General features: G+C 65.7%; 12 protein-coding genes. 9 read left to right on the top strand and 3 right to left on the bottom strand.

Annotated elements, in window-relative coordinates; all coding sequences use genetic code 11:
* Positions 1 to 34 precede the first annotated feature (34 nt).
* The 4 genes from groL to EB836_RS11050 all read left to right on the top strand — a co-directional run bounded on the left by groL (position 35) and on the right by EB836_RS11050 (position 4,959).
* The gene (groL, locus tag EB836_RS11065) at positions 35 to 1,627 is read left to right on the top strand and encodes a chaperonin GroEL (RefSeq protein ID WP_135540341.1); all 1,593 of its coding nucleotides are present in this window, start codon (positions 35 to 37) and stop codon (positions 1,625 to 1,627) included.
* A 210-nt stretch (positions 1,628 to 1,837) separates the two neighbouring features.
* Positions 1,838 to 2,614: an ABC transporter ATP-binding protein gene (locus tag EB836_RS11060; protein WP_135540339.1), complete on the top strand. Its 777-nt coding sequence runs from the start codon at positions 1,838 to 1,840 to the stop codon at positions 2,612 to 2,614.
* Positions 2,611 to 4,032: an ABC transporter permease gene (locus EB836_RS11055; protein ID WP_135540338.1), complete on the top strand. Its 1,422-nt coding sequence runs from the start codon at positions 2,611 to 2,613 to the stop codon at positions 4,030 to 4,032. Before EB836_RS11060 ends, EB836_RS11055 begins: the two co-directional genes overlap by 4 nt.
* 258 nt (positions 4,033 to 4,290) lie before the next feature.
* Positions 4,291 to 4,959, top strand: a complete 669-nt coding sequence (locus EB836_RS11050; RefSeq protein WP_167854432.1) for a DUF1707 domain-containing protein — start codon at positions 4,291 to 4,293, stop codon at positions 4,957 to 4,959.
* Positions 4,960 to 4,996: 37 nt separating this feature from the next.
* Here the strand turns inward: EB836_RS11050 and EB836_RS11045 are convergent, their stop codons facing one another.
* Positions 4,997 to 6,514 carry an AMP-binding protein gene (locus EB836_RS11045; protein ID WP_135540335.1) on the bottom strand — a complete coding sequence of 506 codons (1,518 nt, stop codon included), beginning with the start codon at positions 6,512 to 6,514 and terminating at the stop codon, positions 4,997 to 4,999.
* Between the two features lie 137 nt (positions 6,515 to 6,651).
* Here EB836_RS11045 and EB836_RS11040 point away from each other — a divergent pair, with 137 nt between their 5' ends.
* Positions 6,652 to 7,269 (top strand): TetR/AcrR family transcriptional regulator, encoded by a 618-nt coding sequence (locus EB836_RS11040; protein ID WP_135540333.1) that lies wholly within the window; start codon positions 6,652 to 6,654, stop codon positions 7,267 to 7,269.
* Positions 7,266 to 8,966 (top strand): acyl-CoA dehydrogenase family protein, encoded by a 1,701-nt coding sequence (locus tag EB836_RS11035; protein WP_135540331.1) that lies wholly within the window; start codon positions 7,266 to 7,268, stop codon positions 8,964 to 8,966. Before EB836_RS11040 ends, EB836_RS11035 begins: the two co-directional genes overlap by 4 nt.
* A gap of 37 nt (positions 8,967 to 9,003) precedes the next feature.
* Here EB836_RS11035 and EB836_RS11030 read toward each other — a convergent pair whose 3' ends face one another.
* Positions 9,004 to 9,450 (bottom strand): hypothetical protein, encoded by a 447-nt coding sequence (locus tag EB836_RS11030; protein ID WP_135540329.1) that lies wholly within the window; start codon positions 9,448 to 9,450, stop codon positions 9,004 to 9,006.
* Positions 9,451 to 9,600: 150 nt separating this feature from the next.
* On the opposite strand from EB836_RS11030, the gene EB836_RS11025 reads away from it, so the two are divergent.
* A complete protein-coding gene (locus EB836_RS11025; RefSeq protein ID WP_135540327.1) occupies positions 9,601 to 10,626 on the top strand; it encodes a pseudouridine synthase in 1,026 nt (341 codons plus the stop codon).
* A gap of 18 nt (positions 10,627 to 10,644) precedes the next feature.
* Entirely contained in the window at positions 10,645 to 11,307 is a 663-nt protein-coding gene (locus EB836_RS11020; protein ID WP_135540324.1) for a GntR family transcriptional regulator, read from the top strand.
* A 4-nt stretch (positions 11,308 to 11,311) separates the two neighbouring features.
* Here EB836_RS11020 and EB836_RS11015 read toward each other — a convergent pair whose 3' ends face one another.
* Positions 11,312 to 11,620, bottom strand: a complete 309-nt coding sequence (locus EB836_RS11015; RefSeq protein ID WP_135540320.1) for a hypothetical protein — start codon at positions 11,618 to 11,620, stop codon at positions 11,312 to 11,314.
* A 156-nt stretch (positions 11,621 to 11,776) separates the two neighbouring features.
* On the opposite strand from EB836_RS11015, the gene guaB reads away from it, so the two are divergent.
* Positions 11,777 to 13,303 (top strand): IMP dehydrogenase, encoded by a 1,527-nt coding sequence (gene guaB / locus EB836_RS11010; RefSeq protein ID WP_135540318.1) that lies wholly within the window; start codon positions 11,777 to 11,779, stop codon positions 13,301 to 13,303.
* Positions 13,304 to 13,504 lie beyond the last annotated feature (201 nt).

Genomic DNA, 13,504 nt, shown 5'->3' with positions numbered 1-13,504 from the left:
CCTCTGAACAACTACTTCACAGACAGGAGGACGAATGCCTAAATCATTGGAATTCGACGACGAAGCTCGTCGTGCACTCGAAAAGGGTGTCAACACTCTCGCCGACACCGTCAAGGTGACGCTGGGGCCCAAGGGCCGCAATGTCGTGCTTGATAAGAAGTGGGGCGCTCCCACGATCACGAACGATGGTGTGACCATCGCCCGTGAGGTCGAGGTCGACGATCCGTACGAGAACCTCGGCGCACAGCTGGCCAAGGAAGTCGCCACCAAGACGAACGACATCGCCGGTGACGGAACCACCACCGCGACCGTTCTCGCTCAGGCCTTCGTCAACGAAGGACTGCGCAACGTCGCCGCAGGTGCCGCACCCGGTCAGCTCAAGCGCGGCATCGAGACCGCTGTTGAGGCTGTCTCGGATCAGCTGGGCACCATCGCCCGCGACGTCGCCGACTCCTCGGAGATCGCGCACGTCGCCGGACTGTCCGCTCAGTCCGAAGAGATCGGCAAGCTCATCGCCGATGCCTTCGACAAGGTGGGCAAGGACGGCGTCATCACGATCGATGAGTCCCAGGCCGCATCTGTTGAGCTCGAGATCACCGAGGGAATGCAGTTCGACAAGGGCTTCCTCTCGCCGCACTTCGTGACCGATGCCGATCGTCAGGAAGCTGTGCTCTCCGACGCTCTCATCCTCATCAATCAGGGCAAGATCTCCAACATCCAGGAGCTCCTGCCCGTCCTCGAGAAGGTGCAGCAGGCCGGCAAGCCGCTGTTCATCATCGCCGAGGACATCGAGGGCGAAGCTCTGTCGACCCTGGTCGTCAACAAGCTGCGCGGCATCATCAACGTCGCCGCCGTCAAGGCCCCCGGATTCGGTGACCGCCGCAAGGCCATCCTCGAGGACCTCGCCGTCCTCACCGGTGGCCAGGTCGTCACCCCGGACATGGGCATGAAGCTCGACCAGGTCACCCTGGAAGAGCTCGGCAACGCCCGCACCATCACCGTCACCAAGGACAACACCACGATCATCGATGGTGCCGGTTCGGACGATGCTGTTGCCGGTCGTGTCGCACAGATCCGCGCCGAGGTCGAGAACACCGACTCCGACTGGGACCGCGAGAAGCTGCAGGAGCGCTTGGCCAAGCTCTCCGGCGGTGTCGCTGTCATCAAGGTCGGCGCCGCCACCGAGGTGGAGCTTAAGGAGCGTAAGCACCGCGTCGAAGACGCCGTGTCCGCAACCCGTGCCGCCATCGAAGAGGGCGTCGTCGCCGGCGGTGGATCGGCTCTGATCCACGCGGCGAAGGTCCTCGTCGGCAACGACCTCGGTCTGACCGGGGACGCCGCCACCGGTGCTGACATCGTCAAGCGCGGAGTCGTCCAGCCCCTGCGCTGGATCGCTGCGAACGCAGGACAGGACGGATACGTCGTCGTCGCCAAGGTTCAGGACCTCGAGTCCGGCCAGGGCTACAACGCCGCGACCGGTGATTACGGTGACCTCATCGGTGCCGGAATCATCGACCCCGTCAAGGTCACCCGCTCGGCACTGCGCAACGCCGCTTCGATCGCCGCTCTGGTTCTCACCACCGAGACCCTGGTCGTCGAGAAGAAGGACGAGGAGGACGAGGACTGAGCAATTCGCTCCGTCTGAGTCACCTCTGACCAGCGCCAGTGGCCCGGAACAAGCTGTTCCGGGCCACTCGTGCATTCACGTCCAGTGTTGGACGGACTGCCCCGCCCGTCCAGGCCGGTCACACCTACTGGTCAGTCAGTTTTCATGTCAAAGGGCGCCGATGATCGTTAGTCTGGAGCAGACAGCCAGCACCGACGCTTGAGGGACACCATGACTACCGGCTTGCCGATGCCCATCGCCCGACTCCGCGAGGTCTCGAAGGTCTTCGACACCTCCGGCGCCGCGGTCACCGCACTCAACCGGGTCAGCCTCGACATCGCACCGGCGCGGCTCACCGCCGTGATGGGCCCCTCGGGATCCGGCAAGTCGACTCTCATGCACGTCCTCGCCGGGCTCGACCGTCCCACCTCGGGGACGGTCCACCTCGGCGAGCAGGAGATCACCGGTCTCGCCGACGATGAACTCACCGCCCTGCGCCGACGCCGGATCGGGTTCGTCTTCCAAGCCTTCAACCTCGTGCCCACGCTCAGCGTCAAAGAGAACATCCGGCTGCCATTCGAACTCGATGACCGGAAGCCGAACGGCGAGGAGCGGGCCTGGATCTCCACCCTCGTCGCCCGCCTCGGGCTCGCCGACCGGCTCAAGCACCGACCGAACGAACTCTCCGGCGGTCAGCAGCAGCGCACCGCCATCGCCCGCGCGCTCGCGACCCGGCCCGACATCCTCTTCGCCGACGAACCGACCGGCAACCTCGACGCGAAGTCCGGTCGCGACGTCATGGCGATCATGTCCGAAGCCGTCAGGGACTTCGGCCAATCGATCGTGCTCGTCACCCACGACCCGATCGTCGCCGCCCACGCCGACCGCGTCATCTTCATCGCCGACGGCACCCCGGTGACAGAGCTGGGCGATGCCATCAGCGCCGAGGCGATCGCCGCGACCATGCTCGATATCGACGAACGCGCCGAATCTGCGGTGAGTCGATGAACCCGCTGCGTGAAATCCGGAGCAACCCGCGGCAGTTCTTTCCCAGCGTCCTCGTCGTCTTCATCGCCGCTCTCTTCGGCACCGCAATCATGCAGGGCATCGCGATCCTCACCGCGTGGCTGTCCTCGGCGAAGATCATCGCCGAATCCGAGACCGCGCAGAGTCTGCTGTCGATGGTCGGGTTCACCTTCTTCCTCATTGCCCTCTTCGTGTCTGCAATCGTCATCGCGAATACGTTCTCGATCATCATCGCCGGTCGCAGCCGCCAACTGGCCCTGCTGCGGCTCATCGGGGCGTCATCGAAACGGCTGCGCAGGGCCGCTTCGGTGGAGGGGCTGATCATCTCCGTTCCCGCCGCGTTGCTCGCCTTTGCCGCGTCGACCGGGCTGGCGACGGCGGCGCAGAACTACCTCGGCGACGCCAACACCGAGGAGGTCGCCCTCCTCGCCCCGACCATGGCGGTTCCCTCGCTCGCCACCATCGTGGTGACCTGGCTGTCGGCGTACCTGGGCGCGCGCCGCATCACGGGGATCTCACCGATCGAGGCGACCTCGCAGGCGGTTGAGAGCCGGCCCGAGGACGCCCGCGCCTCCCTCGGCGGACTCACCGCCTCGCTGGTTCTGCTGTCCATGGGGCTGACGTTCCTCGTCAACGCCGTGATCGGGGCCGCCGACCACCGGATCAGCCTGATGAGCGTGGTGCTGACCGCACTCGGATCAGGCCTGACCTTCCTCGGTGTCATCATCGGGCATCCGTGGATCCTGCCGCCCCTGCAGTCGGCGATCGGCTGGCTGTGCGGGCGCACCGCGGTGTCCCGGTTGGCCGCCTCGACGATCGCCCGCCACCCCACCCGGAATGCGCGCACGGTCATCGGTCTCGTCATCGGCATCACGCTCATCGTCATGTTCGCCACCGCCATGACCACCTTCCGCGTTCAGCTGGTGCGGTATGCGCGATCACTCGGCGAAGAGGGCTGGGGTGGCCTCGAGGACGCACTGGCCACCGTCATCGACAAGTTGATGCTGTTCGCGCTCGCCCTCATCCTCTTCTCCGTGATCATCGCCATCATCGGCGTCGCGAACACGCTCATGCTCTCCGTGCGACAGCGCACTCAGGAGATCGGACTGCTCATGGCGCTCGGGCAGACCCCGAAGCGGGTGCGCCGCATGATCGCCGCCGAGGGTCTGCAGCTGAGCCTGACCGCGTGCGTGGTCGCCGTGCCGCTGGGCATCGGCTTCGGCTGGGTCGGTGCGCTGACACTGCTCTCACCCCTGCTCGGCCTCTTCGCCCCGAGTGTGCCCTGGGCGGTCGTCATCGCCGTCATCGCCGGCACCCTCTTCGCCGTGTTCGTCGCCAGCCGCGAACCTGCACGAGCGGCGACGTCGATCAGCCCCGTCCAGGCCCTCGAAGCCGTGTGAGACGCGTGGGCTGGGGGTGGGCCCCGCCGTCGGTCGGTCGGTTCTATACCGCGCATCGGTCGGTTCGCCGGTCGAGGGCTACGGAGACTGGCGTGGGCGCGAGCTCATGACGGCTCGGTCTGATCACGCCCGCCGCCACCGAAGCGTGGCGCGTGATTCTGCAGAAAGAGGTCAGTGCGCTTTGTGTGATTACGGCAGCCACAGAAAAAGGGGCGGAGGAACCGGTATTGTCGGGACTGCTGCGGAAGGAAGATGAAAGTGTCTGAAGACGATCGCCACCGTGACCACCCTGACCACCGTGACCGCGCCGTGCGCATCGGCGACGTCGAACGAGATGCTGCCATCGAGGTCTTGAGGACCGCCGCCGGCGAGGGAAGGATCACTGTCGAAGAACTCGACGACCGCATGGAACTCGTTGCAGTCGCGCGATTTCCCGCCGACCTTGATCGAATCCTCGCCGACATCGTCACCGAGCTGCCGTCGGAAAATTCGGGGACTGCGGTCAGCGGAACCCCGGACGGTTCGCGTATGGAAACACGCCCCGGTGAGTCCCCCGGCAGCCGAGAGATCCTGCGATCGCCGTGGACCGGCCTCACCAGACGCGGTCGCTGGCCGGTGAAGCCATATCTGCGCTGCGAGCCCGCAGGAGTGCTGCTCGAACTCAACTTCCTCGATGTGGTCACCGACCTGCAGACCATCGATATCGACGTCGCAGCCCGCACCGGCACACTCAAGCTCATCGTGCCCGACAGCTGGGGAGTCGACTCCACCGGGCTCGCTCGAAGCCCGATGGCCGTCATCACGTTCAAAGCCAATGAGTCCGCGCAGGAGGGGTACCCCACCATCCGGGTCCGCGGCAGCATCGGATCGGGAGTCTTCATCGCTCGGGGGCCGGGCTTCCGCCAACGACGCAGAATGACAAAGTGATTGATGTCCGCTGCCAGGGCTGATGCCCGGTCGGCCCTCAGCCGGCAGCCACCTGGCTGCGCAACTGGTGTTTGAGCAGTTTCCCCGAGGGGTTGCGGGGGAGCTCCTCGGTGATGATGACCTCCCGCGGAAGCTTGTAGCGGGCCAGCTTGTCGGACAGGAAGTCCCGCAGCTCCTCGACGTCGAAGGCCTCACCATCGGTGGTGGCGATGACGGCGACGACCTGCTCGCCCCACTGCGGATCAGGCTTGGCCACGACCGCGACATCGGCGACACGGTCATGGGCGATGACCGCCTCTTCGACCTCGAGGGAGAACACGTTCTCCCCGCCGACGATGATGACGTCCTTCGACCGGTCGACGATGTACAGGTAGCCGTCCTCGTCGAGGCGGGCGAGATCCCCGGTCTTGTACCACTCACCGTCGAAGGCCGCCTCGGTCGCCTGCGGATTGCCGAGGTACTCGCGCATCCGGGTGTCGCCGGCGAACCAGATCTCACCGGTGTCGCCCGGCCCCGCCTCGGCCCCGTCGGCTCTGACCACCCGCATCGCATTGCCGATCATCGCCGTCCTGCCCACGGAGCCGGCCTTGCGCAGCTGGTCCTCGGGGCCGAGCAGGCATCCGGTCGGACCCATCTCGGACATGCCGAACAGGTTGTAGAACTGGTTCGTGCCGTAGGTGTCGATGAGCATTCCCGCCGTCGACCGGTCGATCGGGGACCCTCCGTAGTTCCACCTGCGGATGGATGAGAAGTCATAGTCGGAGAAGTCGATGCCGAGCTTCTTCGCGGTCATGATCGGCGCGACATAGGCGACGGTGGGGCCGAAGAACGTCGTGATCCCCTCCTCGGCGATGATCTTCATCGAGTCCACCGGGTGGTAAGCCCGCTGCAGGACGACGGTGCCGCCGGTCTGGAGGGTCGGGACGAGGCTGATGTTCAGGGGTGCCGAATGCCAGATCGGCATGCAGATGAGGTAGCGGTCATCGGCTCGGTAGCCCATGTTGAGATTGATCAGCGTCGCCACCTGGGAGATGCTGCGGTGGGTGTGCACGCAGCCCTTCGGGGAGCTCGTCGTGCCCGAGGTGTAGAGGATCTGCGCGACCTGCTCATCGGTGAAGTCACCGGGCACGGCCTCCTCGGCGGCATCGAGTTGGGTGTCGAAGCTGCCCGGGGCGCTGGGCTCGGTCTCGAGCCAGGTGATGTCCGGGCCTCCGGCACGGGCTGTCTCGGCGAGTTCGGTGCTGACGATGCCGAGCTTCGCGCCCGAATGCTCGACCGTGTACTTGACCTCCGGGGCCTGGAACTTGTGATTGATCGGCACGACGGTGGCGCCGAGGTACCAGGCGCCGAACGCGGCGAAGACGAACCCGGGAACGTTGAACGTCATGATGCCAACGACGTCTCCGGGGCGGATTCCGTTGTCAGTGAGCACCTGAGCGGCCTTGAGCGCCCGGTGGCGCAGCTCGGTGTAGGTGAAGCGCTGATGCTCATAGGCCAGAGCCTCTTTGTCCGGATGACGCAGAACGGTGGTGTCGAGCATGGTTCCGAGCTTCATTGCTTCTCCCTGTGACGAGTGTCATACTTAAAACAATTGAACCACGATTCATTTCTTTGGGGAAGTGAGTGCTCGAGAGGGCGACACCGTCGGCGATCTTCGACGGTGTCGGTCGGTCTCGTCGAACCGAGGTGAGTATGGGCTATCGCGAAACGACGCGCACCCGCGCCAATGCGCAAGCGCGTCGGGCCGCTATCGAACGCGCCGCTCGGCATGTCATCGCCCGCGGGGGATTCGCATCGGCGAGCGTGGCCGCTGTCGCCGGTGAGGCCGACTGCAGCGCCGGCTCGATCTACACGTACTTCACCAACCGCGAGGAGCTCCTGCGGCTCGTCTTCGCCCAGGCTGCCGGTCACGAACTGGCCGTCATCGAAGACACGGTGGCCGCGGCTTCCACCGTTGCCGAGGTCGCCGAGTCGACCGTCGAGGTCTTCGTCCGCCGCGCCGTCGCCGGGCGCCGGCTCGCCTACGCCCTGCTCCTCGAAGAGGTGCCTGAGCCGGTGCAGAGCGAACGACTTCGGCTGCGGCGAGGCTACGTCACCGCCATCGCCGCCGGACTCGAGCGGGCGCGCAGAGCCGAGGCCGTTGCCGCGGCCGTCCCCGCCGAGGTGGCTGCCCGGTCCATCGTCGGCAGCATCGGAGAGAACCTCGTCGACATTCTCGACCCGGCCTCCCCGAATCCCCGCCCCGCAGAGATCACGGCGCTCATCACCGCATTGACTGCCTTCACCCGATCAGCACTAGGAGAACCATGACCACCACCGCAGACCCCGGCCCAGCCCGGGCCACTGCAGACTCCACCACGCCGCGGACGACGCATACTGTGTTCAATCAGGCGCCGCCTCGGCGAGATATCAACGAATTCACGCTCAACCGGGCCCTCGTCGATGCGCTCGCCCATTATGCGCCGAACGCTGCGACGGATGATCTCGAGCGCATCGGCGCGCTCGTCGGCAGCACGGACTTCATCAACGATGCTCGCCTGGCCAACGTGCACGGACCCGTGCTGCACACCCACGACGACTGGGGCAACCGCATCGACGAGATCGAATTCCACCCCGCCTACCACCGGATCATCGGCGATGCCCTCGACGCGGAAGCCCACTCGTATGCGTGGACGCATCCCGGGCCGAGCGCCAACGTCGAACGAGCCGTGCGATTCATGCTCTTCTCCCAGATCGAACCCGGCCACGCCTGCCCGGTGTCGATGACGCATGCCGTCGTGCCGAGCCTGCGCGCCGATTCCGCCCTCGCCGTGTTTTGGGAACCGCGCGCGACAGCATCCGGCTACGACCCGCGCCGGATCGACCCGGCGACGAAGTCCGCCGTGACCTTCGGGATGGCGATGACGGAGAAGCAGGGAGGATCGGACATCCGCGCGAACACCACCTATGCGGTGTCCTCCGGCGACCACCACCTCATCACAGGCCACAAATGGTTCTGCTCAGCCCCGCAATCCGACGCTTTCCTCGTCATCGCTCAGCTCGACGAGGGCCCCAGCTGCTTCGTCGTGCCCCGTGTGCTGCCCGGCGGCGAACTCAACACGGTGCGCATCCAAAGGCTCAAGGACAAGCTCGGCAACAGATCCAATGCCTCGTCCGAAATCGAGTTCGACGCCACCGACGGATGGCTGCTCGGCGAGGCCGGCAAGGGCGTGCGCACGATCATCGAGATGGTGGCTCAGACCCGGCTCGACTGCGTGCTCGGGTCGGCCGCGGGCATGCGCCAATGCGTCGCCGAGGCGGTCTGGCACGCTCGCGGACGCGCGGCCTTCGGTGCCACGCTCATCGACCAGCCGCTCATGCGCGCCGTCATCGCCGACCTCCAGCTCGAAGCCGAAGCGGCGACCTACACGGCGCTGCACCTGGCCGCCGCGTACGACGATGACAGCGCCGAGGCGGCTGACTTCCGCCGACTGGCGACGGCCGTCGGCAAATACTGGATCTGCAAACGCGGACCCGAACATGCCTATGAGTCTCTCGAGTGCCTCGGCGGCAACGGCTACACCGAGTCCTTTCCGCTGGCCCGCCGCTACCGGGAACAGCCGGTGATGGCGGTGTGGGAAGGCTCCGGCAACGTCATCGTCCTCGACGTGCTGCGCGCACTGGCCCGCGAACCGCGGAGCGCGAAGACCTTCCTCGGCTTCCTCGAAACCGGGCTCGGCAAGCACGCGGACTTCGATGCGGCCTATGAGTCGCTGGCCCGGTCGCTGCAGACCGCGGTGCAGGACCTTGAGAGCGGAGAGGCCTCCGCCCAGGCGGCGCTGCAGGCGCGCGGCCGGGTGCTCGTGGAGAAGATGGCGCTGCTCATGCAGGCGGCGATCCTCTTCGAATCCGCTCCCGCCGAGGTGGCATCAAGCTTTGCGGCCGCCCGCCTCGGTGCCGAGCGGGGCCGCGAATACGGTGCTCTGCCGGACGGCGTCGACATCGACTTCCTTATCCAGCGGGCATAAGCACCGCAGGCTTCGTGTACGAGCGGTTCGGTCGGTCTCAGCTGCGACGGTGGGCGGAGACGCAGCGGCGACGATCGATGCGCATGACCCGACCCTGATAGCGGCGACGACGCTGAGTGCACTCCGAGGGACCGAGGAAGTTCGGTCGGGGAGTGCGGGTCACCGCATTCGGGGTGCGTCGGGTGTTGAACGTGTCCGACTCCGAGGTGCGATGCGCACCGAATTCGGACCGCTCGATGAAGGCTTTGAACTCTTCGACGAGCCGCTGCTGCATCTCGAAGACACTCTCCGTGTTTCCCGGATAGTCGAGGACGACTTCGACGGCCTCCCCGCAGACGACGACTCTGGCAATGACGATCCGATCGTCGTCCACGTCGTTCTCCAATGCGACACTCTCCCATTCGTCGTCGGCGAATATGCCGAGAACGACCGGAGTGACGACTCTATCCCTCAAGAACTTCTCCGTCAGTTCGGTGTGGTCCATGCCTCCCACCATAGGGGGTGTCCCGCGAAGAATCGGAAGCCGCCTCGGAGATTTGCGGGAATCGTCGGAAGAAGTGCGCGCCGCAGCCAAAGAATGCGGGTGCGACCGAGGCTGCAGTCGGGCCATCCTCCGAACGCCTAGACTGGGCCCATGCCCCGCAGTCCGCTTCCGCCTCGAGACGGCATCTCGGCGACCGCACTGCGCGCCCCGGGTGGGAAGGCCACCCACGCGAAGAATCACCTGCCCGTTCCCGACACGATCGGGCAGTGGCTCGAGACCGAATTCCCCGAGGCGGCCCCCGAATCCCGCCGCACCCTGCTGACCGATGGAGACATGCGCGACGAGGCGGGGCTGCCGGTGGGCTGGGACGACCCAGTCATCCCCGGCGGGTTCTACTTCTTCCACCGCCCGGTTCCGCCCGAAGAGCGAATCCCCTTCGAAGTCGGCACCGTCTTCGAGGACGAGGACCTCCTCGTCGTCGACAAACCCCACTTCCTCGCGAGCACCCCGAACGGACGCTTTGTCCGCGAGTGCGTCGTCACCCGCCTGCGCGTCGACCTCGACCAACCCGACCTCGTGGCCATCCACCGTCTTGACCGCATCACCGCCGGTCTCCTCGTCCTGTCCAAACGGCCGGAGACCCGCGGCCGCTACCAACGCCTGTTCCAAGATCGCACGGTGCGCAAGACCTACCGCGCCCTGGCCCCGGCACCGCCAGCGGAGTTGGAATTTCCTCTTGAGAGGAGATCCCGCCTGGTCAAGCCCGTCGGCGCCAGGCAGGTTCTCGAAACCGAGGGGGAGGCGAACGCACTCAGCCGCATCCGGCTGGTCCGAACCACTTGCTCACCGGACCTGCCTGCCCACGACCCGGAACCCCAACGGTCAACGGATAGTGCACGGCCGCCTCGGCGAGGGGAAGCGATCGCCGAGTACGAACTCGAGCCGTTCACGGGCAAGACCCACCAGCTGCGGGTGCACATGAACGCGCTCGGGCTGCCCATCCTCGGTGATCCGGTCTATCCGGTCGACCTCGCGCCGGACCCCTATGACTTCAGTTCACCGCTGCAGCTGCTGGCCGCGGAGCTCGCGTTCGCGGATCCGCTCACCGGGCGTCCACGTCATTTCACCACCGATCTCGAACTCGATCCCGCCGCATTCCGCTCCGAATCCGGCTGAACACGGTAGCCTGGTGCCATGAGTCCACATGCCCCCGGCTGCACTTCAGAGGCCATCGTCGCCCTTGTCCGGACCCGCATCACCAATGGCGAATACCCGGCCGGAAGCCCGGTCCGCGATGGTGCCCTGGCCAAGGAATTCAACGTTTCGCGCAACACCGCGCGCGAATCTCTGAGCCTGCTGCGCCACGCCGGACTGCTCACCCAGGAGCCCAACCGCGGATTCTTCGTCTCCACCTTCGGCATCGACGAGCTCAAAGACCTCTACCGTGCCCGCCGAGTCTTCGAGATCCGTGCCGTCCAGGAATCCCAGGACGCCACCGATGAGGCGATGGCCGCCGTCGAAGCCTCCGTCATCCGCGCCGAGACCGCGCCGAAGAACGAGACCTGGGCCGATGCACAAGAGCATTCGGCCTCGTTTCACCGCGCGATCGTCGGCCTGCTCGGATCCCCGCTGCTCGACGAGTTCTACCTCAACCTCATGGCCCGGCTGTCGACGACGTTCTCGCGCTCGCCGGAGCCGGGGAAGTACCACTCACACTGGGCCAACCCGCACCGCGATATCTTCGAGAAGATGAAGTCCGGAGACCGGCAGGGTGCCGAAGGGCTGCTGCGCATCCACCTCGACGACTCCGAAGCCTCGACGCTCGACCTCGCACGGTCCGTGGGCGAGGGGCGCTAGTGCATCAGCGCGCCTCGACGGTGATGCCGTACTGGGCGACCTCATCTGCCAGACGTCGCTTCGCTTCGGCCTCGGCCAGTTCCCACACTCGCATATTCTCGTTCGTGTCCCACCCTGTTGCTGTCGGAGTCGTCCAGCAGCTGGTGTCATGGCGCTCCCAGAAGTCATAGAGCGCCCGGAGGTCCAGAATCAGCTCATCTGAGAGATCGAGGTCAGACGGCTCGAGGCACAGTTCGTCATGCAGCACATCGCCCCACAGCGGCCAGCGGTGTCCGTGGTCGGGAAACATGCGGATCTCACGAGTCTTGATCATGACTCCAGGCTACAGAGGCGTTGGCCGGTGAGCGCGGACAACCGCTGCCGGTCGTGTAGTCAGTCTCACAGTGCTCGGTGTTTGCACCCGTGGCGGGCACCTGTCGGGCTCCGATACCATTGAGCCACCGTATCTTCGCGTCGAAAGGCTGTCTTCATGGGAAATCCTGAGCAGGAATCACAGGCCGCAAACGATCCGTTCTCCCTCACGGGACTCACCTACGACGATGTCCTCCTCCTGCCAGGCGACACCGATGTCATCCCCTCAGAAGCCTCCACCGCCACCCGGCTGACCAAGGAGATCGAGCTCAACATCCCGCTCGTCTCCGCGGCCATGGACACCGTGACCGAATCCCGTATGGCCATCGCCATGGCCCGCATCGGCGGACTGGGCATCATCCACCGCAACCTCTCGGCCGAGGATCAGGCCAAGCAGGTCGACTACGTCAAGCGCTCCGAATCGGGCATGATCAACGACCCGCTGACGATCACCGCGGACAAGACTCTGGAAGAGCTCGACGAGATCTGCGGCCGCTACCGCATCTCCGGCCTGCCCGTCGTCGATGAGAACAACGTGCTCGTCGGCATCGTGACCAACCGCGACCTGCGCTTCGTCACCCGCAGCGAATTCCCCACCCGCACCGTCGCCGAGACGATGACGAAGATGCCGCTGGTCACCGCACCCGTCGGCGTCTCCGCCGAGAAGGCCTTCGAACTGCTGGCCGAGCACAAGGTCGAGAAGCTGCCCTTGGTCGATGACGACAATGTCATCCAGGGCCTCATCACCGTCAAGGACTTCGTCAAGACCGAGGAATACCCGCTGGCCACGAAGGACGACGAAGGTCGCCTGCGCGTGGGTGCCGCCGTCGGGTTCTACGGCGACGCCTACGAGCGCGCCGGAATGCTCGCCGAGGCGGGAGTCGACGTTCTCGTCGTCGACACCGCGAACGGTCACGCCCGGGGTGTCACGGACATGATCAAGACGATCAAGTCCGATCCGGCCTTCGCAAACGTCCAGATCATCGGCGGAAATGTCGCCACGAAGGACGGCGCGCAGGCACTCATCGATGCCGGTGTCGACGCCGTCAAGGTCGGAGTCGGACCCGGCTCGATCTGCACCACCCGTGTCGTCGCCGGAGTCGGCGTCCCACAGGTCACCGCCATCCACATGGCAGCCCAGGCCGCTCGCGCCGCAGGTGTCCCGGTCATCGGCGACGGCGGACTCCAGTACTCCGGAGACATCGGCAAGGCTATGGTCGCCGGCGCCGACACCGTCATGCTCGGATCCCTGCTGGCCGGCTGCAACGAGTCGCCCGGCGAGCTCATCTTCATCAACGGCAAGCAGTACAAGGCTTACCGCGGCATGGGGTCGCTGGGCGCGATGGCTCCGCGCCACGGCAAGTCGTACTCGAAAGACCGCTACTTCCAGGCCGATATCGCCACCGACACCGACCTCATCCCCGAGGGCATCGAGGGCCGTGTCGCCTACCGCGGACTGCTCAAGCAGGTCGCCCACCAGCTCACCGGAGGCCTGCGCCAGACGATGTTCTACGTCGGTGCACGCACCATCGACGAGCTCAAGTCCAAGGGCAAGTTCGTCCGGCTGACCACTGCGGGCCTGAAGGAAAGCCACCCGCACGACATTCAGATGACCGTGGAGGCCCCGAACTACGTCGTGAAGTGACGTAGGCAGGCACCTCTGACGGAGGGGTCTCTGGTCGATGAGAAGCCGCAGCTTCCGCGTTTGCGCGGAGGCTGCGGCTTCTTGGGTGTGCGGTCGCGAGCGGCAAATCTAGGTCAGCATCGGATGCTTTCCGGCGACAGGAGTATCCGATAGCGACCTATTTTTGGTGGGCAGCGGGTCGCGAGTCGAATCTCGGACGAT

The organism is Brevibacterium sp. S111 (genome assembly GCF_004745075.1).
Taxonomy (GTDB): Bacteria; Actinomycetota; Actinomycetes; order Actinomycetales; family Brevibacteriaceae; genus Brevibacterium.
This window is presented reverse-complemented; position numbering and strand designations above follow the sequence as displayed.

Coding starts and splice junctions, on each gene's coding strand:
- groL (WP_135540341.1), top strand. CDS start 35: ATGCCTAAATCATTGGAATTCGACGACGAAGCTCGTCGTGCACTCGAA.
- EB836_RS11060 (WP_135540339.1), top strand. CDS start 1,838: ATGACTACCGGCTTGCCGATGCCCATCGCCCGACTCCGCGAGGTCTCG.
- EB836_RS11055 (WP_135540338.1), top strand. CDS start 2,611: ATGAACCCGCTGCGTGAAATCCGGAGCAACCCGCGGCAGTTCTTTCCC.
- EB836_RS11045 (WP_135540335.1), bottom strand. CDS start 6,514: ATGAAGCTCGGAACCATGCTCGACACCACCGTTCTGCGTCATCCGGAC.
- EB836_RS11040 (WP_135540333.1), top strand. CDS start 6,652: ATGGGCTATCGCGAAACGACGCGCACCCGCGCCAATGCGCAAGCGCGT.
- EB836_RS11035 (WP_135540331.1), top strand. CDS start 7,266: ATGACCACCACCGCAGACCCCGGCCCAGCCCGGGCCACTGCAGACTCC.
- EB836_RS11030 (WP_135540329.1), bottom strand. CDS start 9,450: ATGGACCACACCGAACTGACGGAGAAGTTCTTGAGGGATAGAGTCGTC.
- EB836_RS11025 (WP_135540327.1), top strand. CDS start 9,601: ATGCCCCGCAGTCCGCTTCCGCCTCGAGACGGCATCTCGGCGACCGCA.
- EB836_RS11020 (WP_135540324.1), top strand. CDS start 10,645: ATGAGTCCACATGCCCCCGGCTGCACTTCAGAGGCCATCGTCGCCCTT.
- EB836_RS11015 (WP_135540320.1), bottom strand. CDS start 11,620: ATGATCAAGACTCGTGAGATCCGCATGTTTCCCGACCACGGACACCGC.
- guaB (WP_135540318.1), top strand. CDS start 11,777: ATGGGAAATCCTGAGCAGGAATCACAGGCCGCAAACGATCCGTTCTCC.